This window comes from Pseudoxanthomonas sp. GW835-FHT14C01, from assembly GCF_058793715.1.
This window is the reverse complement of record NZ_JBXAGB010000002.1, coordinates 177,438-197,626: the sequence shown is the minus strand read 5'-3', so window position 1 is coordinate 197,626 and position 20,189 is coordinate 177,438. Positions and strand designations below refer to the sequence as shown.

Genomic DNA, 20,189 nt, shown 5'->3' with positions numbered 1-20,189 from the left:
GCAGGGTAGCGCTGTGGAAGTGAAGGGATGCTCTAGAACAACGATCAGCGCAACGCGGCCTGCAAGGCCTTGCGGATGATCGTCGCGGCATCGTCGCCGGCGGCGGTGGCGTCGCGCGCCATCCGCGTGGCTTCGGCCGGTTTGTAGCCCAACTGCTGCAGGGCGATGGTCGCCTCGGACTGCGGATCGACCGGCAACGCAGTGATGCCGCCGACGCCCGTGCCCATCAGGTCCGCGGCGCGGTCGCGCAGTTCCACCACCATGCGTTCGGCGGTCTTCTTGCCGATGCCCGGGATGCGCGTCAACGCGGTGATGTCGCCGGCCTGCACCATGCGCGCGAACTCGTCCACGCTGGCGCCGGACAGCACCGCCAGCGCGATCTTCGCGCCGATCCCGGTGACCTTCTGCACGTCGCGGAACAGACGTCGCTCGCCCTCGCGCAGGAAGCCGTACAGCGACACGCTGTCTTCCTTCTGCGCATAGTGGGTGAACAGCAGCACCTCGCGGCCGACGTCCGGCAGGTCGTAGAAGGTGCTCATCGGCGCTTCCAGCTCGTAGCCCACGCCCCCCACATCGATCACCAGCCAGGGCGGCGACTTGTACGCGAGGATGCCGCGAAGACGTCCGATCATTTCCTGCTCCAGGCCAGTTGCGAACTCACGCCCAGGCGCTTGGCCGTGGCGCGCACGTGCGCGTGGGTGATGGCGACGGCCAGCGCATCGGCGGCATCGGCCTGCAGCTTGCCATGCAGGTTCAACATGATGCCGACCATGTGCTGGATCTGGGTCTTCTCGGCGCTGCCGCGGCCGACGACGGCCAGCTTCACTTCCTTGGCCGCGTATTCGTGCACCGGCAGGTCGCGCAGCACGACCGCGCTGATGGCCGCGCCGCGTGCCTGTCCCAGCTTCAACGCCGAATCGGGATTGCGCGCCATGAACACCTTCTCGATCGCCACTTCATCCGGCTGCCAGGTGGCGATGGCCTCGCCCAGCCCATCCAGCAGGCGGCGCAGGCGCTGCGGGAAATCGTCCGCGCCCAGCAGCACCAGCGGCGCATGGTGGACGTGGCTCACTTTGCCCGCCGCGTCGACATCGATGATGCCGATGCCGGTGCGCTGGGAACCGGGGTCGATGCCGAGGATGCGGGTCACGGGGTCGGCTTACGCGTACGCGTCGGCGCCCAGATCGGCATTGGAATAGACGTCCTGCACGTCGTCCAGGTCTTCCAGCATGTCGAGCAGCTTCTTCACCTGCACGGCGGTCTCGCCCTCGACGCTGATGTCGTTGTCGGCGCGGTACGTGGTTTCGGCATGGTCGGGCGCCAGGCCGGCGGCCGTCATCGCGTCCTTCACCGCCTGGAAGGCATCGGGCGTGGTGACGACATCGATCGATCCGTCGTCCGGATAGACCACGATGTCGTCGGCGCCCGCCTCGATGGCGGCTTCGGTGATCCTCTCTTCGTCCGCACCGGGCGCGTAGCTCAGTACGCCCAGGCGCTTGAACATGAAGGCGACCGAGCCTTCGGTGCCCATGTTGCCGCCGTGCTTGCCGAAGGCGTGGCGCACTTCGGCCACGGTACGCACCCGGTTGTCGGTCAGGCAGTCGACGATCACCGCGACGCCGCCCGGCGCGTAGCCTTCGTAGCGGATCTCCTCGAACACCACGCCTTCCAGCTCACCGGTCGCCTTCTTGATCGCGCGCTCGATGACGTCCTTCGACATGTTGGCCGACAGGCCCTTGTCGACGGCCGCGCGCAGGCGCGGGTTGTGGGCGGGGTCGCCGCCGCCGGCGCGTGCGGCCACGCCGATCTCGCGGATGATCTTGGTGAAGATCTTCCCCCGCTTGGCGTCGGTGGCGTTCTTGCGGGCTTCGATCGACGGGCCTCTGCCCATGGGGGATTCCGGAGTGCGCTGACAAGGGCGCGGATTATACGCGCCCCCGCCCAGCCGTCAGTCCTGGCCGTCGAACCGGCCCTCGCGCAGGAAACGGACCGCTTGGCGCGCGGCATCGGCGGAAAACACCAGGCCGGTGTGGCTGGCGGGCACGATGCAGTGCGCGGCCAGTCCCGGCAGGCGGGTTTCGGCCAGGCCGACCGTCCCGTCGGACTCGTCGTCGAAGCGTGCGAACAGGCGACCGAGGCCCCGGGCCACGTTGCCGGCCACCATGCCCACCGGCACCGTTCCCGTCCAAGGCGGGCATCCCGACTGCAGCAGCGCGCCACTGCGGCCCAGCACGGGTGCCGTCCAGCGACGCTGTCCCAGGCTGCGTGCCGCGCCGCTGCCGCACAGGGGCGAGCCCAGGCACACCATCCTGTGCACCGGAAGAACCGGCGCGCGTCGCAGCGCCTCCAGGCCGATCAACCCACCCAGGCTGTGCCCGACCAGGTGGACGGGCGGGCCGTTCTGCAGCGTCTCGATGAGCGCGGCGATGGCGGGCTCGGGACCACCCAGGATGCTGGGATAGCCGAAAACCTCCACCTCGAACCCTTCCCCACGCAGGCGCCGCGCCAGCGGGGTCAGCCAGGATTTCGCATTCCAGATGCCATGCACCAGCACGACGCGCGTCGTGGACGCCGGGGAGTCTTCCATGCCGCCAGTGTCGGCCAAGTCGTGCGGGCTGACCAGCGACCCCGCCGAAACGGAAACGGCGCCGGGTTTCCCCGGCGCCGCCTGTTCCAGCCGTCCATGGCACGTGATCTCAGCGGAACGCGTACTCGAACTGCACCGCGACCTCGCGGCCGACCGGGTTGTAGACGTCGTAGAAGTACGGGAAGCTGCTGTTGGTTTCGTCCTGCGGATGCAGGTTGTTGAACAGATTGTTGACGTAGACCTTCACCTGCGCCTTGTCGGTGATCTGCTTGCCGACATTGGCGTTCCACAGGTAATGCACGCCGGTGCGTCCCTCGCCGCCGTACTTCGGCAGGCTGCCGTAGCGCGTGGTGAACAGGCTGGCCGTCCAGTCGCCGCCCTTCCAATCCACGCCCGCGGTGGCGCGGCTGCGGAAATCGAGGTTTTCCGCATCGTCGCGCCAGTCGGTTTCCACTGCGTCGGTCGCCACGATCTGGCGTTCGGAGGTCAGCGTGTGCGACCAGTTGAGCCGCATGGTGTAGCGGCCGAAGCGTTCGGTGTTGACGCGCCAGTTGAGGCCGGCATCGATGCCGGCGACGCGGCGGTACGCCTGGTTGATCGGCAGCGAGCGCACCTCCACCACGCGGTCGATCGCCTGCCCGTCCTCCGCCCGGCGCGTGACCAGGCCGGTGACCAGCTGACAGTAGGCAGAGTCGCCTGCGAAACCGAACGGCTGCCCGTTGAGGCTGCGACCGGTACGGCACCCGGCTTCGTCGGCCAGGATATCGGCAGTGGCGAGGCGTTCGAGCGCACCGTTCAGCTCGATGTTCCAGTAGTCGGCGTTGATCGAGAGACCGTCGACGATGTCCCACACGAAGCCCGCGCTCCACGACTTGCCGGTTTCCTCTTCCAGGTTCGGGTCGCCGCGCGTCACCGAGAACATGGAATAGCTGTAGCCCGAGCAGCCGGGGTTCGCGCCGGCGGCGACGCAGCGCCACGCGTCGGTGGCGTTGCCGAAGCTGCCGCTGCCTTCACTGAAGACCCAGTGCAGGTCCGGCGCCTTGAAGCTGGTCGCATACGCGCCGCGGATCAGCAGGGAGTCGATCGGCCGCCATTCCAGGCCCGCATTCCAGGTCTTGGCATCGTCCACGGCGGTGATGTCGTCGTACTTGTCGAAGCGGCCGGCCAGGCTGGCCTTCAGCGTCTCGGTGATCGGAATGCTGAATTCGATGCCGGCGGCGTAGCGGTCGCGTTCGCCGCCACCATTGGTACCGGTCAGGTTGTACAGCTGGACCACGCCGGGCTGCACGCGCGGATCGCTGTTCAATTCATAGCCCTGCTGGCTGGCTTCCAGCACCACCGCCATGCCTACCGGACCGGCCGGCAGGTCGAACAGATCGCCGGTCACCACGAAGCTGCCCGTGGTGACCCACGATTCGGCTTCGTACTTGGCCAGCGTCGAGATGGACGCGTACTCGGCCGGGGTCAACGGCCGCAGCCAGCGATCCAGGTTCATGCGGTAGATCGGCACGCCGTTCGGGCGCGTGCCCTGCTGGGCGCCGAAGAAAAAGTCGTTCACCAGGTTGCCCACCATGCGGCGGCGGGTGCGCTGGAAGTCGTACTCGGCACGGCTCAGCGTGGCTTCCCAGTCGAACCGGTCGCCGAGCTTGCCCCGCAGCCCCACGGCGAGATCGAACGAGCGCTCCTTGTAGTGCTGGTTCATGCTTTCGACGCCGCCCAGGTCGACCGGCGTCAGCAGTCGCGTCGGCCCGATCACCGCGCCGAACTGCGGATCGTAGAAATCGCCGCGCCGGCCCACGCCGTCGGTGTGCGGGCCGGTGATGCTTTCGAATCCGCCCAGCGATTCGGCCTTGGAATCCCACAGCTGCGCGGACGCCCAGCCTTCCAGCCTGTCGCTGAAGTTGTAGGTGCCGAACACGTAGGCGGCGGCCTCGTTCTTGCCCTTGCTCAGGTGCACGTAGCGCTCGTCGTTCCAGCTGCCGCAGGCGTCGCCGAGCGTCTGCACGTTGCCGCTGCTGATGCGGCGGTAGGTCCAGTCGACCAGCTCATCGCCCCAGCGCTGGCAGGTACCGGCCGGCAATGCAATCAACGGATTGCTGCTGCTCGTGCCGCCACGGCGGATGCGTAGCGCGGCGGTGGGTTCCGAACCGATGCGCGGATTGGCCGCCGGATTCCGGCGCAGGTCCCAGTCGTCGCGCTGGAACCCGTACAGCATCTCCTGGTAGTAGTACTGGAACGCGTAGGTGACGCTCCAGTTCTCACCCGTCCTGCCGCCGGTCCATTGCGCGTCGATGCGGTCGCGGCCTCCCATCGTGCTGGTGCCGCCGCGCAGCTTGAAGACGTCGCCCTCATAGCCGCGTTTCATCACCACATTGACCACGCCGGATACCGCATCGGCACCGTAGATCGCCGACGCGCCGCCGGCCAGGATCTCGATGCGCTCGACAGCTCCGGACGGGATGTTGCCGAAGTTCTGGAAATTGCTGCGCCCCTCGTAGGGAAACGGATAGTCCGCCGCGCGGCGACCGTCGATCAGCAACAGCGAACGGCCCGGGCCGAGACCGCGCAGGTTCAGCGGGTGCGCATTGGCCGAGAAGCCGCCCGACAGTTCGGTCTCCACGGCACCGCCCGCCATCACCAGCGTTTCCAGTGCTTCGAAGACGGTCGCGTGCCCCTCGTTTTCCATCTGCTGGGCCGTGATGACCGTCACCGGCGACGGGCCTTCTATCTCGGATCGCTTGATGCGCGAGCCGGTGACCTGCACGGCGGCCAGGTCCTGTGTCTCGGGCGTCGCTTCGGCGGTCGTGGCGGGCACGGGCTTCGGCGGCGGCGCGGGTTTTGCCGGCGTGGTCGCCTCCTGTGCGCGCGCCACGGTAATGACGCCGCTGCGCGTGCTGCGATGGGTCAGGCCACTCCCGCTCAGCACCTTGTCCAGCGCCTGGTTGACCGTGTACTGCCCCGTCAGCGTGGGTGCGGTGTGCCCGCGCACCAGCTCGGGCGGCACCATGATCTGCACTCCCGCCGTCTGCGCGACGCGGTTGAGCGCGTCGCCGAGCGGCTGGCTGCCCACCGCGAACTGGTGCGTGGAAGACGACTGTGCCGCCGACACGGGCGCCGCCGCCATCAGCGATGCGCCCAGGGCCGTGGCCAGGGCCAGTGAAATGACGGTGCGGTGGTGGCGCGATGCCCCTCGCGTGGTGGCTTTCATCGAGTCGTCCCCCTAGGACGTGCTGGGAAATGTGAGATATCGGATGGCGCTCCCCTTCCGAGGCAGACGCAGCACGGCGGCGATCCCTCACTGCACGTCACGCGGTTGCGTCGGGCGATTCCTCCGCTTAGTTTCTCGGCGCATTGCCCCACTCCGGACATCCGCCGCGTGAATCCAGATCCCGAACGCCACGCCGACGACGACAGCCGCCCGGACCCCAGCCAGGACCCGGCACGATCCGACGTCCAGCGCTTCCGTCCCATGCTGGTGCGGTATTTCCGCCGCCACCTCCGGCACGAGGCGGACGCCGAGGACCTGGCGCAGGAGGCGCTGGTGCGCCTGGTGCGCTCGCCCGCGCAGGTGGAGCACGCCGAGGCCTATGTGCTGCGCATCGCCTCCAACCTGTTGCGCGACCGGTTCCGGCGCGACCGCAGCCACCACACCGGTCTGCACGACCCGTTCGACGACGCCCTGCACGAACTGCCGAGTGAGGAACCCGGCACCGACGACGTCTACGCAAGCAGGGAGCGGCTGGAACGCCTGCTGTCGGCGCTGGACGAATTGTCGCCGCGCTGCCGGCAGGTCTTCCTGCTGCAACGCTACGAAGGCATGACCTACACCGCCATCGCGCGGCAGTTGCAGGTCAGCGTGAGTGCGGTGGAAAAACACATGATGCGCGCCCTGCTGCACCTGCAGGCGCGCCTGGCGGAGCCATGAGCAGACCGGACCTCACCCTCATCGATGGCGGCGACGGCATCGACCAGCAGGCGACCCGCTGGTTCGTACGGCTGCGCGCGGACGATGTCAGCGAAGGCGACCGCCAGGCATGGCGGCACTGGCTGCACGCCCGTCCCGAGCATCGCGCGGCCTATGCGCGGGTCGAGGCCCTGTGGTCGTCGTTCGGCGAGTTCGCGACGGCGCCCGAGATCGGGCAGTGTCTCGTCGAGGCGGCCAGGGCGGTCGCGACGCCGGCGCCGACGCCAGAGCCGGCGCCCGCCCGCAGCGTGCGCCGCCGCTGGCCCGCCGCCGTCGCCGCGACGCTGGCGCTGCTGGGCATCGGCGCCTTCTCCGCGCTGCGCTTTGCCGCTCCGGAGGAGATGGCCTACCGGACCGCCGTCGGCGAGCGTCGATCGCTGCAGCTCGATGACGGCACCCGCATCGACCTGGACGCAGGCACGCAGCTCCGCGTGCGCTACGACCGTGGCAGCCGCCATGTCGCGCTCGACCACGGACGCGCCTTCTTCCAGGTCGCCAAGGACGCGGCACGCCCGTTCGACGTGGTGACCGATGCCGGCGCCGTGCGCGCACTGGGTACGCAATTCGAAGTCTCGCAGGTGGCCGGCGCCGCCGACGTGGCGCTGTACGAAGGACGCGTGGAACTGCGCGCGAATGCCGGGGCGCAGGCGCCGGCGCGACGGCTTGGCCTGCTGTCGCCCGGCCAGCAGGCGAGGCTGTCGGCCGGCCGCATGCGGATGCGCACGGCGACGGTCGCCGCCGGCGCGCAGCCGGCCTGGCTGAGCGGGCGCCTGGTCTTCAGCGACACGCCGTTGGCCGAGGCCGTGGCCGAGTTCAACCGCTACAGCACGAACCGCGTGGTACTGGCCGATCCCGCGCTGGGCGCGCAGCGCGTCAGCGGCGTCTTCCGCGGCGACGACGTGCACGGCTTCATCGGTGCGCTCGGCGAGGTCTACGGCATTCCGGAACACCACACCGCCAACGGCACGCATGTGCTGGGGAAATCGCCATGACGCCGCGCCGCCTGGCCGCGTGGTTGCTGCTGTGTGTTGCGTCGCCCGCGCTGGCGCAGGATCAGGCGCCGCGCGCAGACGCCGTGCTCGACGACGGTCCCTATGTGTTCCGGACAACGCCGCGCCACTACGACGCCTGGTGGGTCTGCGACGGCAAGGTCGAACACGAACGGCAGCGCAGGCAGCGCGGTTCGACCACGTTCGCGCCGCGCTGCGGCTACGACCGGCCCGCGGTGATCCCGCCCCGCATCGCCGATCCGGAAGCCGTGCCTTACGACGGTGGCCGCATCGTCGCGCTGTCCGACATCCACGGCCAGTACGACCTGATGGTGCGCCTGCTGCGCGCGCACCGCGTCATCGATGACAACGACGACTGGGCGCTGGGGCGCGACCACCTGGTCATCACCGGCGACGTGTTCGACCGTGGCGGCAAGGTCAACGAGGTGTTCTGGCTGCTGTTCCAGCTGCAGCGGCAGGCGCATGCCGCCGGCGGCACCGTGCACTTCCTGCTCGGCAACCACGAGACGATGGTGCTGTACGACGACCTTCGCTACATCCATGCGAAATACGTCGACATCGCGCGCCTGCTCGGCCGCCCGTACTCCGCGCTCTACGGCAAGGACACGGTGATCGGCGGCTGGCTGCGCACGCGGCCGGTGATGCTGAAGCTCGGCGACACCTTGTTCCTGCATGGCGGCATCGCGCCCGAGAACCTCGACCTGGTCGCCGGCATCGACGCGACCAACAAGGCGTACCGGGGTTCGCTGGGCATTGCCAAGGACACGGTGAAAGCCGATCCGGCGACCGCCCGGCTGTACGACGGCAAACGCAGTCCGATCTGGTATCGCGGCTATTTCAACGGCGAACTCGCCACGCCCGAGGTGCAGACGCTGGTCGACCGGCTGGGACTGGCGCGGATCGTGGTCGGGCACACGACGATGGACGACGTGGTGAGCTTCCACGGCGGCCGCGTGATCGCCATCGACAGCGGGATCAAGCGGGGCGAATCCGGCCAACTGCTCTTCATCGAGAACGGACGGCTGAGCCGCGGCCTGCTGGATGGCACGCGCGAGGCGCTGCCCGAGCGCCAGGCCGCCCCGGCCGACAAGGACTGAGCGGCGTCAGGGCGCCTTCGCCGGCGGCGGCGCCTTCACCGCGACGCGCGTCCCCGCCTGCAGCAGCGCGTTCGGCGCCAGGACGACGCGATCGCCGACGGCCAGGCCATCCAGCACTTCCACCTCGCCGCCCAGGTCGCGACCCAGCAGCACGGGCCTGAACTCCAGCGTCGAGTCGGCGCCGACGCGGACCACGCGCGAGCGTCCCGCCGGGCCGGAGATCGCCGACAACGGGACGACCACCGCCGGCGCCGCGCGCGGCACCTGCAGGCTGACCTGCCCGACCATGCCGGCGGGAATACGGTGGCCGGGATTGGGCAGGCGCAGTTCCACGCGCATGCCGCCCGTCTCGTCGGAAATGCTCTGCGCGCTGCGCACGATCTCGGCATCGAAGCGTTGGCCCGGCAGCTCCGGGAAGCTGACTTCCGCTTTCAGGCCGGGACGCACCTGCAGGGCCGCGCCCTGCGGCACGTCGACGAGGATCCGCAGCGGGTCCAGCGCATTGAGTTCGAACAATGGCGTCGCACTGGCGGCGTCGCCGACCACGCGATCGCCGCGATCGACATTGCGGGCCGCGATCACGCCGGCGAACGGCGCGCGCACCTGCTGGAAGCCCTGGCGCTCGCGCGCGCTGTCCAGCCGCGCCTGCGTCGCCGCCAGCGCCGCCTGTGCGGCGTCGCGATTGGCGCTGCGGTCGCTGTACAACTCGCGTGAGATGGCGCCGGATTCCACCAGCGCGGCCGCGCGGTCGTAGTTCACCCGCGCCAGTTCCATCGAGGCGCGTGCGCGCACGACCTCGGCCTGCGTCTCGCGGACGCTCTGGTCGGCTTCCGGATTGGCGATCACCGCCAGCACCTGGCCGGCCTGCACCGCATCGCCCAGGTCCACCCGCCGCTCGGTGACGAAGCCGGTCGCGCGCGGATAGATCTGCGCGCGCTCGCCGGCCAGCGCACGCGCGGGCAGCGTCATCGTGAAGTCCGTCTCGGCCGCGCGGGCCTGCGCGGTGAGTACCTCGGGCACCGCCTGCACGGCCGGCGCTTCGGCTTCGCCGCGGCTGCAGGCGGACAGCGCGAGCGCCATCGCCGTGAGGATCAGGGCCGGCGTCCGCCGGTGCAGGACAGGCATCGCGGTCATATCGCAACTCCATCGGCGGCATCCGCGCCGGATTCAGTACGGGATTCTGGCTGCCGGCGCTGGCGGCGGCCGAGCACGGCAAGGATCGACGGCACGATGACCAGCGTGGCGGGCGTGCCGAACAGCAGGCCGCCGATGACGGCACGGCCGAGCGGTGCGTTCTGCTCGCCGCCCTCGCCCATGCCCAGCGCCATCGGGATGATGCCCAGCACCATCGCGCTGGCGGTCATCAGCACCGGGCGAAGACGTACAGCGGCGGCCTCATACGCGGCCTGCTCCGGATCGTGGCCGTCGGCGATCAGGCCGCGGGCGAAACTGGTGACCAGCACGCTGTTGGCGGTGGACACGCCGATCACCATCATCACGCCCATCAGCGCGGGCACGCTGAGCGGCGTGCCGGTGACCAGCAGGCCGACCGCGGCGCCGGCGATGGCGATAGGCAGGCCGGACATCGCCACCAGTGGCTGGATCCACGACTGGAAGTTGACCACCAGCACCAGGAACACCAGCACCGCCGACATCAGCAGGCCGGCGGCCAGCTCCCCGTAGGCGTTCTGCATCTCGCCGGCCTGGCCGACGATCTCGATGCGGTTGCCCGGCTTCAGCCGCGGCTCCAGTTCTTTCACGATGCCGCCCAGCGCGGTGTAGACCGCACCGAGGTCGGTGCCCTGCACGTTCGCCATCACGCTGACCGTCGGCGCCATCATCGTGCGCCCCACGCTCGCCGGCACGGTGCGCGGCGAGACCTGCGCGATGTTCCGCAACAGCACCGCCTGGCCGTCTTCGCCGATGCGCAGCGGGGTATTGAGCAGGGTCTCGATGCCCGAGAGGCTGGCCGGTGGCGCCTGCACCTGCACCGTGTACGACGTCGCGTTCGCCTGGTCCACCCAGTACACCGGACTGACCGTGCCGGCCGAGCCGAGCACCGCCAGCACCGCACGGCTCGCGTCCTGCGCCGTGATGCCGAGCTGCGCAGCGCGCGTGCGATCGATGGCGACGAAGTATTCGGGCAGGTCCAGCACCTGGCGCAGCATCACGTCGACCGCACCGGGCACGTCGCGCAGGCGCGCTTCCAGTTCGCGCGCCAGCACGAGGTTGCCGGCGGCGTCGCGACCGTTGACGCGCACTTCCAGCGCTCCGACGGCGGAGCCGGCCAGCGTGCGGCTGGTGGCGTCCGGCGGACGCTCGAACACCTTCACGTCCGGATACTTCTGCGCGACGCGCTCGCGGATCTTCGCCAGGTAGTCCGCACTGGGCCCGTGGGGGCTGCGGAGCTGCAGCATCACCTCGGCCTCGAACGAACCGACCACGGCGCTGTCCACCCAGGCCAGGTTGACCGCGTCGGGGATACCGATCTGTTCGTAGACGGTCTGCAGCTCGCCTGCGGGCACGATGTCACGGATCTCGCGCTGGATCTCGGCCAGCCGCTGCGCGGTTTCCTCGAGCCGCAGCCCGGTCGGCAGGCGCACCTGCAGGCGTACCTGGCCGGCGTCGACATGCGGGAAGTACTCGCGCCCCAGCGACAGGGCCGATACCGCACCCGCGCCGATCATCAGCAACGCGACCACCAGCAGCACGCCCCCGTGATGGCCGAGCCGCACCAGCAGCGCATGGTGGCGGTCGCGCAGACCGTCGAGCGCATGCTCGACCTTGTGGTTGACCGCCAGCAGGCGGCGCTCGGCGGCCCAGCGCGGCGCCTGCCGGCTGCGGATGTCGGCCGGCAGCAGCAGGTAGCAGAGCACCGGAATCAGCGTGCGCGACAGCAGGAACGAGGCCATCATCGCGAAGATCACCGCCAGCGCCAGCGGCGTGAACACCCACGCCGACAGGCCGGTCATCAGCAGGATGGGCGTCAACACGATGCAGATCGACACGGTGGAAACGAATTCGGGGAACACGACTTCCTTCGCGCTGGCCAGGATCGCGCTGCGCACGTCCTTGCCTTCGGCGATGTGGCGGTTGGTGTTCTCCACGTCCACCACCGCGTTGTCGACCAGGATGCCGATGGCGAGCGCCAGTCCGCCCAGCGTCATCACATTGAAGGTGTAGCCGAGCAGGTAGAGCAGCGTGACCGAGGCCAGCAGCGCGAGCGGAATGGCCGACAGCACGATCAGGCTGGATCGCCACGAACCGATGAACACCAGCACCACCAGCGCCACCAGCAGGCCGACCAGGATGGCTTCGTGCCGGATCGAACCGATCGCGTTGTCGACGAACACGGACTGGTCGAAGATCGGCACGATGCGCATGCCGGGCGGCGCCGAAGCCTCGATCTCCGGCAGGCGCTCGCGCACCGAGCGGACGATCTCCACCGCGCTGGCGCCGCCCATCTTGATCAGCGCCACCGACACCGCGCTGGCGCCGTCCATGCGGGCGATGTTGGTCTGCAGGGCGCCGCCGTCGCGCACCGACGCGACGTCGCGTACGTAGATGACGTTGCCGCCGCGCGTGGCGATCGGCAGGTCGAGGAAGCCACCCGCATCGGCCGGGCTGGTCTCCAGGGCGATCTGCAGCTCGCGAGCGCCTTCGCGGATGGTGCCGGATGGCAACGTGGGACTGCCGCGCTCCAGTGCGCCGGTGACTTGCGCGGGCGTCAGGCCGTAGGTCTGCAGCGCACGCGGATCCAGGTCCACCATGATCTGCCGCGCGGCACCGCCGTAGGGCAGCGTCATGCGGATGCCCGGGATGGACTGGATCTGCGAGCGCAGCTGCAGGCGCGCGTAATCGAACAGCTGCGCTTCGCCCAGGCTGTCCGACGACAGCACCAGCTGCAGCACCGGCGTGCTGGAAACGTTGTTGCGCACCACCAGCGGCGGCGACGTGCCGGGCGGCATGCGCCGCAGGATCGTCTGCGATACCGCGGTGATCTGCGCCAGCGCGCGTTCCAGATTCACGCCGGGCTGGAAGTCCACCCGTACGATGCCGATGCCGCTCAGGCTCTCCGAGCGGACTTCCTTGATGTCGTCGACGTTGTTGAGGACGGCGATCTCGGAGAACGAGGTCAGCTTGGCCGCCATCTCCGCCGCGGGCAGGCCGCTGTACGTCCAGATGACGTTGACCGAAGGAATGCCGACCTCCGGCAGGATGTCGGTGGGCATGCGGCGCGCGGACTGCACGCCGAACAACAGGATCAGGATGGCCAGCACGCCGATGGTGTACCGGCGCGACAGCGCGTATTCGACGATCCACATCGGGATGTTTTCCGTCAGCCTTGGGGGAGGTGGCGCCGCCGCATCGCGCAGCGCGGCGGCACGGATGCACGATAGGGCAGTGCGCGGGCTGGCGGTTAGTGCATTGCTGCGCGAAACTTGCCTGATTCTGCAAATCCTGCGGACGCGGCACTGCGTATCCACGCTTCATCGCGCTAAAGTCACGTTTCGCCGCATGGACCCCCACGCCATGAAAGCCAACGGTTTCACCGAAAGCATCGCGCACCTGCCCAACCACGCGCCGCAGGCCGAGCTGGCCGACCGGATTGCCCGATTGGCGACCGACGACGGCGTGCATGCCACCGCCATCCCGTCCCTGTTCCTGATGCGCTTCAGCGAACCGCGCCCCTGCGCGGCGGTGCTGTACGAGCCGCGCCTGTGCATCGTGGCCCAAGGCCGCAAGATCGCCATCCTCGCCGGGGAGACCTACCACTACGACCCGCTGCACTACCTGGTGGTGTCGATGACGCTGCCGGCGCTGGGGCAGATCATCGAGGCCACGCCGGAACATCCGTACCTCAGCCTGCGCCTGGACATCGACATGGAGCAGCTGGGCGACCTGATGCTGGAGACGCCGGCCTCGCGCAGCCCCGAGCCGGTCGACCGCGGCCTGTACTCGGCACGCGCCAGCGGCGCGCTGCTGGATGCGGTACTGCGCATGATGCGCCTGCTGGAGGAACCGGACGACCTGCCCGCGCTGGCGCCCCTGGTCCAGCGCGAGATCTACTACCGGGCACTGACCGGCGACCTCGGCCATCGCCTGCGCGAACTGGTCACCGCCGGCAGCCGTTCGCACCGCATCGCGCGCGCCGTGCAGTCGCTGCGCGACCGCTTCCACGAACCGCTGAGCATCGACGCGATGGCGGAGTCGCTGCACATGAGTGCGTCGTCGCTGCACCACCAGTTCAAGGCGGCGACGTCGATGTCGCCGTTGCAGTTCCAGAAGCACCTGCGCCTGCACGAGGCGCGCCGGCTGATGCTGGGCGAAGGACTGGAAGCGAATGCGGCCGCACGCCGCGTCGGCTACGAAAGCGCGTCGCAGTTCAGCCGCGAGTACAAACGCCTGTTCGGCGCACCGCCGCGGTCGGAGATCGTGCAGTTGCGCGCCACGCCGCCGGCCGGTCGCCAGCAGGACGCCTGATCCGGCTCAGGCGGTCGCGGCCAGCCGCTTCCACTCCCGCGGCGACACGCCGCTGTGCGCCTTGAACGCGCGCGACAGCGCGGCTTCGCTGCCATAGCCGACGTCGGACGCCACCACCTTCAGCGGCTTGCCGTGCCGCAGCGCCTGCTGCGCCAGGCCCACGCGCCAGCCCTGCAGGTACTGGCCGGGCGTGATGCCGAGCGCCCCGCGGAAGGTCGAGGCGAACACCGTGCGCGACATCCCCGCCGCACGCGCCAGATCCTCCAGCGACCAGTCCTTCGCCGGCGCCTCGTGCATTGCGACGATGGCGTTGCGCAGGCGCGGATGCCCCAGCCCGGCGAGCATGCCGCCCTTCACGTCGCCGCTTTCCATCAGTTGGCGCAGCACCTGGATCATCACCACTTCGAACAGCCGGTTGACCAGCGCCGTGCGCCCGCAGCGCTGGGTGAACGCCTCCTCGAACAGCAGCGCCAGCACATCCTCGGCGCCATGGATGCCCGACAAGGGCAGGCAGACCACGTCAGGCAAGGCCGCGCAGATCGGGTTCTGGTCGCCGCCCTCGAAGCGCAACGTCGCGCAGGCCATGTCGACGCCGCGCACCGTGTCGCTGACGAAGCGGTGCGTCAGCGCGCGCGGGAAAAGCAGCAGGCTGGGCTCGTCGATGCGCAGCGAGGTCGTGCCGTAGACCACCTCCAGCGGCCCCTGCCGGATCAGATGCAGCTGACCCACGCCTGTTTCCGCCTCCAGCGTGTTGATGCCGCACAGCGCGCCGGCATTGAACACCTGTGCGCTCACCGAGAAGCGGTCCAGCAGGACGGCCAGTCGATCGACCATGTCGGAACTCCTGATCAAATTTTCAGGATTTTATATCACCTTTCGTACCAGCATGGCGCGCAAAGTACACCTCACCGGACGGCCACCCGCCTACCGCTCTCCCAACCACCCAAGGAAACCGCCATGTCCATCGAAAAGATCCTCTATACCGCCACCGCCACTGCCACCGGCGGCCGTGAAGGCCAGGCCACGTCGTCCGACGGCGTGCTCGACGTCAAGCTGACCACCCCCCGCGAGCTGGGCGGCGCAGGCGGCGACGGCACCAACCCGGAGCAGCTGTTCGCCGCGGGTTACTCGGCCTTCTTCCTGGGCGCGCTGAAGTTCGTCGCCGGCAAGCAGAAGGTCGCCCTGCCTGGCACCACGACCGTCACCGGCAAGGTCGGCATCGGCCAGATCCCCACCGGTTTCGGCATCCAGGCCGAACTGACCATCGCCGCCCCGGGCGTTGCCCGCGAGCAGCTGCAGGCCCTGGTCGACGCCGCCCACATCGTCTGCCCGTACTCCAATGCCACGCGCGGCAACATCGACGTGACGCTGGTGCTCGCCGACTGATCCCTCTCCTTCCTGACCCCCTTTCGCAGGAACCACCACCATGAACGTCTTCACCCGCACCCTCGCCGTCACCCTGCTGGCCGTTGCCACCCAGGTCAGCCTCTCCGCCCACGCGGCACCGGTCACCGCGCCGGTCGCCGTCGAGCGCACCGCCAGCACCCTCACCACCGCCGACGGCGTGCAGCTGTACTACAAGGACTGGGGCCCGAAGAACGGCCCGGTCGTCACCTTCAGCCACGGCTGGCCGCTGTCCTCGGACAGCTGGGAATCGCAGATGATCTTCCTGGCCTCGAAGGGCTACCGCGTGGTCGCGCACGATCGCCGCGGCCATGGCCGCTCCAGCCAGCCGTGGGACGGCAACGACATGGACCACTACGCCGACGACCTGGCCACCGTGATCAACACGCTGGACCTGAAGGACGTGACCCTGGTGGGCTTCTCCACCGGCGGCGGCGAAGTGGCGCGCTACATCGGTCGCCACGGCACCGGCCGGGTCAAGAAGGCCGTGCTGATCAGCGCGGTACCGCCGCTGATGCTGAAGACCGCCGACAACCCGGGCGGCCTGCCGATCGACGTGTTCGACGGCCTCCGCAAGGGCTCGCTGGACAACCGCGCGCAGCTCTACAAGGACATCGCCTCGGGCCCGTTCTACGGCTTCAACCGCCCCGGCGCGAAGGTCTCGCAGGGCCTGATCGACAGCTGGTGGGCCCAGGGCATGCAGGCCGGCCACAAGAACACGTACGACTCGATCGCCGCGTTCTCGGCCACCGACTTCCGCGCCGACCTGAAGAAGTTCGACATCCCCACCCTGATCATCCACGGCGACGACGACCAGATCGTCCCCATCGACGCCGCCGGCAAGGCCTCCGCAGCACAGATCAAGAACGCCAAGCTGCTGATCTACCCCGGCGCTCCCCACGGCCTGACGGATACCCACAAGGACCGCGTCAACCAGGACCTGCTCGACTTCCTGCAGAAGTAAAAAAGACGCACGAACAGCAACGGCCGCTCACGCGGCCGTTTGCTTTTAGTGTCGTTCCATCCCGATGCGCCAGCGAGCCCGCGAGACCCGAAGGGCGGCGGACAAGGATGTCCGCCGTTTTCCGCCTCGCCAGGAAGGCGAGTCGGAAAATCCCGACAGCACCCGAGTCATGGGATTGCTTCGTCGGGGAGTGGCCTTTCTTTTGGTGACTTTTCTTTGGCCACACAAAGAAAAGTTACCGCTAGCCCGAAGGGCTAGCGGAACCCGTGTCATCGCGACCATCACCGCCCATGCGCGAAAGGTCAGCAAGGCAACACGGTCAGCGTGCTACCGGCAGCGTTCAACACCGTGTTGAGCATGCGCGTCGTCACCCGCGCCCGATTGGCCAGGATGTCGGTGAGCAAGGCGAGCAGAATGCCGAGCCAGACCGCGTAGCCATACCCAACGTAGTCGCTGAAGACGACGGTCTGCACCCAGTCCTGATTGAACAGATAGAACCACGTAGAGGCCGCGACGGATCCCAACAGCACGACGGCGGGCACCATCAGGTGCAGGACAGCGCCCCGCTTCCGCCACGCGACCACGCCCAGTGCAAGGAAGATCAACGCATTGGCGCCCGCGACGATCCGGACCTCGCGCTGCAGTCGAGTGGCCGTGTGTGCATAAGCGCTACTCACCAGCGCTTCGAGCCTCGCATCCCGATCATCGAGCTGCGCGAGTCGCGCATCGATCCCAACGCGGACCGGATCCCGCAAGGCGGCACGACAGACGCAGGCCGGATCCGCCATGGCGTCGACCGTGGACGCCACCCGGTTCGACAGCGCCTCCTTCATACGACGCAGCTGCGCGGTTTCCTGGGCATGCGTGACCATCGCCTTGCGCGCCAGTCCGGCCACCGCGCTATCGGATATCGCATCCAAGCGTTCGTGGGTACGGCGCTCGATCTCAGCCACCAGCAAGATACGGGCGGAGGCCTCGATCACGTGCGGGCGTACCATCGACAACGTCCAGAGCGCCGCAAACACGACGAACCCGCACACCGCTACGGCAAGCAGACAACGTCTCACGACGACGCCTGCCGGCGGCCTCACGCAGGGCGCCTCAGGATGAACTCATCATCCAGCGTCTTCCCCACCGCGAACTTGTACCCGCCAACCCGCACGAACCCCTGCCGCTCATAGAACCGCTGCGCGCCGAAATTCTCCGACCACACCCCTATCCATAGCGTCCGCGGCCCGTCCTTCAACAACCACCGCTCGACCTCGGAGAACAACTTCCCGCCCCACCCACCGTTCTGGTGCGAGGCCAGCACGTACAGCCGCTTCAACTCGCCATCGCCGGCCCGCACCTCGGGATGCGGCAGCCCGCACGGCCCGGCCGCGGCATGACCGACGGCGACGCCATCGTCTTCCAGCAACCACACCGCATAGTCCGGATGCGCCAGGATCGTCCGCTGCTTGCCGACGTCGTAGGCATCGGCCAGGAAGGCGGACAGGTCCTCGGCCGGATACAGATGGCCGAAGGTCTCGGTGAACGTGCGCGACGCCAGGTCCGCCAGGACTGCGGCGTCATCGACGGTGGCGCGACGGATTCGCACGCTTACGCGTCCTCTTCTTCGTCCTCGTCCTCTTCGTCCGACTCGTCTTCCTCGTCGGCGTCCTCGTCTTCTTCCTCTTCGTACTCTTCTTCGTAATCGTCTTCGCCGAAATCCTCTCCGTCCCAACGGCCCTGGCCATCCGGCACGAACGTCACCGCCATCGCCGCCGGCGACGTGCCGACGCGCACCAGCCAGCCCCCGAACACGCGCGCACGCTCGGTCACCAGCGCCGCATCGGCGCCTTCATTGCCCAGGCGTTCCCACTCCAGCGAAAAAGCAACTTCCGTCATTTCTTGGTTCTCTCGATCAGTCTTTCTTCGGGCGGACCTGGATGTGCACTTCGGCCAGCTGCTCATCCGGGATCGGCGACGGCGCGCCGGTCATCAGGCATTGTGCGGTGGTGGTCTTCGGGAACGGAATGACGTCGCGAATCGACTCCGTGCCGGCCATCAGCGCGGCGATGCGGTCGATGCCGAACGCGATGCCGCCGTGCGGCGGCGCGCCGAAACGCAGCGCGTCCAGCAGGAAGCCGAACTTGGCTTCCGCCTCTTCCGCGCCGATGCCGAGCAGTTCGAACACCGCGCTCTGCATCTCGGGACGATGGATACGGATCGAACCGCCGCCGATCTCGTTGCCGTTCAGCACCATGTCGTAACCGCGCGACACGGCCGTCTTCGCGTTCGCACGCAGGTCAGCGATGTCGTCGACCGCCGGCGCGGTGAAGGGATGATGCAGGGCGACATAGCGCTCCGCTTCGTCGTCGTACTCGAACATCGGGAAGTCGGTGACCCACAGCGGCCTCCAGCCGTCCTGCACCAGGCCGAAGTCCTTGCCGGCCTTCAGGCGCAGCGCGCCCATGAAGTCGGAGACCTTGTTGTAGCCACCGGCACCGAAGAACACGATGTCGCCGTTGCCCGCGCCGACGTGCTCCACCAGCGCGGCGAACGCGTCTTCCGCAAAGAACTTCCGGATCGGCGAGGAAATCTCGCCGGCCTCGTCGATCTTGATGTAGGCCAGGCCCTTGGCGCCGTACTTGGCGGCATGCGCGGCGTACTCGTCGATCTGCTTGCGGCTCAGCGACGCACCGCCGGGGATGCGCAGCGCGGCGACGCGGCCGTCCGGATCGTTGGCGGCACCGGTGAACACGGCGAACTCGCTGGTTTTCACCAGCTCGGCCACGTCGATCAGTTCCAGCGGGATGCGCAGGTCCGGCTTGTCCGACCCGTAGCGGCGCATCGCCTCGGCCCAGGTCATGCGCGGGAACGGGTTGGCCAGTTCCACGTCCATCACTTCCTTGAAGATGTCGCGGATCATGCCTTCCACCGCGTCCTGCACGTCGCGCTCGCGCACGAAGGCGAACTCCATGTCGAGCTGGGTGAACTCGAGCTGGCGGTCGGCGCGCAGCGCTTCGTCGCGGAAGCAGCGCGCGATCTGGTAGTAGCGGTCGAAGCCGGCCACCATCAGGATCTGCTTGAACAGCTGCGGGGACTGCGGCAGCGCGTAGAACTCGCCCGGGTGCATGCGCGCCGGCACCAGGAAGTCGCGCGCGCCTTCGGGCGTGGCCTTGGTCAGGATCGGCGTCTCGATGTCCTGGAAGCCGCGCGCGTCCAGCCAGCGGCGCAGCGCCTGCACCAGGCGGATGCGGGTGCGCTGCTTGCGCTGCATGTCGGGGCTGCGCAGGTCCAGGTAGCGGTACTTCAGGCGGACGTCTTCGCCCGGGTTCTCGTGGTGGTGGAACGGCAGGGGCTCGGCCTTGTTGAGCACGGTGATGTTCGTCGCGATCACCTCCACCTTGCCGGTGCGGATCTTGGTGTTGACGGCCTCGCGCGCACGCACGACGCCCTCGACCTGCAGCACGTACTCATAGCCCAGCGACGCGGCCACCTTGAACACGTCGGCGCTGGACGGATCCACCGTCACCTGCACGATGCCCTCGTGGTCGCGCAGGTCGATGAAGCAGACACCGCCGAGGTTGCGGGCGACGTCGGTCCAGCCGCACAGGGTCACGGTCTGGCCGATCATGGCCTCGTCAACGAGGCCGCAGAAATGGGTACGCATGGGAACTCCAGAGGGTCGTCCGGA

General features: G+C 68.6%; 18 protein-coding genes. 6 read left to right on the top strand and 12 right to left on the bottom strand.

The features are described 5' to 3' along the window. Positions 1-44 precede the first annotated feature (44 nt). From ruvA to AC1Q5B_RS07485, 5 genes are all read right to left on the bottom strand, one after another. The gene (gene ruvA / locus AC1Q5B_RS07505) at positions 45-632 is read right to left on the bottom strand and encodes a Holliday junction branch migration protein RuvA (RefSeq protein ID WP_162337756.1); all 588 of its coding nucleotides are present in this window, start codon (positions 630-632) and stop codon (positions 45-47) included. Continuing rightward, positions 629-1,150 (bottom strand): crossover junction endodeoxyribonuclease RuvC, encoded by a 522-nt coding sequence (gene ruvC / locus AC1Q5B_RS07500; protein ID WP_492631109.1) that lies wholly within the window; start codon positions 1,148-1,150, stop codon positions 629-631. Before ruvC ends, ruvA begins: the two co-directional genes overlap by 4 nt. A gap of 9 nt (positions 1,151-1,159) precedes the next feature. Beyond that, positions 1,160-1,891, bottom strand: a complete 732-nt coding sequence (locus AC1Q5B_RS07495) for a YebC/PmpR family DNA-binding transcriptional regulator (protein WP_492631108.1) — start codon at positions 1,889-1,891, stop codon at positions 1,160-1,162. 57 nt (positions 1,892-1,948) lie between these two features. After that, positions 1,949-2,587 (bottom strand): alpha/beta hydrolase, encoded by a 639-nt coding sequence (locus tag AC1Q5B_RS07490; RefSeq protein ID WP_492631107.1) that lies wholly within the window; start codon positions 2,585-2,587, stop codon positions 1,949-1,951. A 109-nt stretch (positions 2,588-2,696) separates the two neighbouring features. After that, positions 2,697-5,795: a TonB-dependent receptor domain-containing protein gene (locus tag AC1Q5B_RS07485; protein WP_492631106.1), complete on the bottom strand. Its 3,099-nt coding sequence runs from the start codon at positions 5,793-5,795 to the stop codon at positions 2,697-2,699. 168 nt (positions 5,796-5,963) lie between these two features. Between AC1Q5B_RS07485 and AC1Q5B_RS07480 the strand changes: the two genes are divergently transcribed. The 3 genes from AC1Q5B_RS07480 to AC1Q5B_RS07470 are packed head-to-tail and all read left to right on the top strand — an operon-like array spanning position 5,964 to position 8,658. Further along, positions 5,964-6,512: an RNA polymerase sigma factor gene (locus AC1Q5B_RS07480; protein ID WP_492631105.1), complete on the top strand. Its 549-nt coding sequence runs from the start codon at positions 5,964-5,966 to the stop codon at positions 6,510-6,512. Next, the gene (locus AC1Q5B_RS07475) at positions 6,509-7,543 is read left to right on the top strand and encodes a FecR family protein (RefSeq protein ID WP_492631104.1); all 1,035 of its coding nucleotides are present in this window, start codon (positions 6,509-6,511) and stop codon (positions 7,541-7,543) included. The genes AC1Q5B_RS07480 and AC1Q5B_RS07475 overlap by 4 nt, the downstream gene beginning before the upstream one ends. After that, a complete protein-coding gene (locus AC1Q5B_RS07470) occupies positions 7,540-8,658 on the top strand; it encodes a metallophosphoesterase (RefSeq protein WP_492631103.1) in 1,119 nt (372 codons plus the stop codon). Before AC1Q5B_RS07475 ends, AC1Q5B_RS07470 begins: the two co-directional genes overlap by 4 nt. Before the next feature lie 6 nt (positions 8,659-8,664). Here the strand turns inward: AC1Q5B_RS07470 and AC1Q5B_RS07465 are convergent, their stop codons facing one another. Together AC1Q5B_RS07465 and AC1Q5B_RS07460 are read right to left on the bottom strand one after the other, a co-directional pair. Further along, positions 8,665-9,792 (bottom strand): efflux RND transporter periplasmic adaptor subunit, encoded by a 1,128-nt coding sequence (locus tag AC1Q5B_RS07465; protein WP_492631102.1) that lies wholly within the window; start codon positions 9,790-9,792, stop codon positions 8,665-8,667. Next, positions 9,789-12,983, bottom strand: coding sequence for an efflux RND transporter permease subunit (locus tag AC1Q5B_RS07460; protein ID WP_492631101.1), 3,195 nt, complete (start codon positions 12,981-12,983; stop codon positions 9,789-9,791). The genes AC1Q5B_RS07465 and AC1Q5B_RS07460 overlap by 4 nt, the downstream gene beginning before the upstream one ends. 208 nt (positions 12,984-13,191) lie before the next feature. On the opposite strand from AC1Q5B_RS07460, the gene AC1Q5B_RS07455 reads away from it, so the two are divergent. Further along, positions 13,192-14,142, top strand: coding sequence for an AraC family transcriptional regulator (locus tag AC1Q5B_RS07455; protein WP_492631100.1), 951 nt, complete (start codon positions 13,192-13,194; stop codon positions 14,140-14,142). Positions 14,143-14,148: 6 nt separating this feature from the next. Here the strand turns inward: AC1Q5B_RS07455 and AC1Q5B_RS07450 are convergent, their stop codons facing one another. Further along, a complete protein-coding gene (locus tag AC1Q5B_RS07450; protein ID WP_492631099.1) occupies positions 14,149-14,976 on the bottom strand; it encodes a cupin domain-containing protein in 828 nt (275 codons plus the stop codon). A gap of 123 nt (positions 14,977-15,099) precedes the next feature. Here AC1Q5B_RS07450 and AC1Q5B_RS07445 point away from each other — a divergent pair, with 123 nt between their 5' ends. Together AC1Q5B_RS07445 and AC1Q5B_RS07440 are read left to right on the top strand one after the other, a co-directional pair. Continuing rightward, positions 15,100-15,528, top strand: coding sequence for an organic hydroperoxide resistance protein (locus AC1Q5B_RS07445; protein ID WP_492631098.1), 429 nt, complete (start codon positions 15,100-15,102; stop codon positions 15,526-15,528). 40 nt (positions 15,529-15,568) lie between these two features. Next, positions 15,569-16,510: an alpha/beta fold hydrolase gene (locus tag AC1Q5B_RS07440; RefSeq protein ID WP_492631097.1), complete on the top strand. Its 942-nt coding sequence runs from the start codon at positions 15,569-15,571 to the stop codon at positions 16,508-16,510. A 302-nt stretch (positions 16,511-16,812) separates the two neighbouring features. On the opposite strand, the gene AC1Q5B_RS07435 is transcribed toward AC1Q5B_RS07440, so the two are convergent. Genes AC1Q5B_RS07435 through aspS form a run of 4 tightly spaced genes read right to left on the bottom strand, consistent with a single transcriptional unit; the run spans position 16,813 to position 20,165 of the window. Continuing rightward, complete coding sequence (locus tag AC1Q5B_RS07435; RefSeq protein WP_492631096.1) at positions 16,813-17,577, bottom strand: hypothetical protein; 765 nt, start codon at positions 17,575-17,577, stop codon at positions 16,813-16,815. A 20-nt stretch (positions 17,578-17,597) separates the two neighbouring features. Next, positions 17,598-18,107 (bottom strand): GNAT family N-acetyltransferase, encoded by a 510-nt coding sequence (locus AC1Q5B_RS07430; RefSeq protein ID WP_492631095.1) that lies wholly within the window; start codon positions 18,105-18,107, stop codon positions 17,598-17,600. Between the two features lie 2 nt (positions 18,108-18,109). Beyond that, entirely contained in the window at positions 18,110-18,397 is a 288-nt protein-coding gene (locus tag AC1Q5B_RS07425; protein WP_492631094.1) for a DNA primase, read from the bottom strand. Between the two features lie 16 nt (positions 18,398-18,413). Then, complete coding sequence (gene aspS / locus AC1Q5B_RS07420; RefSeq protein ID WP_492631093.1) at positions 18,414-20,165, bottom strand: aspartate--tRNA ligase; 1,752 nt, start codon at positions 20,163-20,165, stop codon at positions 18,414-18,416. Between the last annotated feature and the right edge of the window lie 24 nt (positions 20,166-20,189).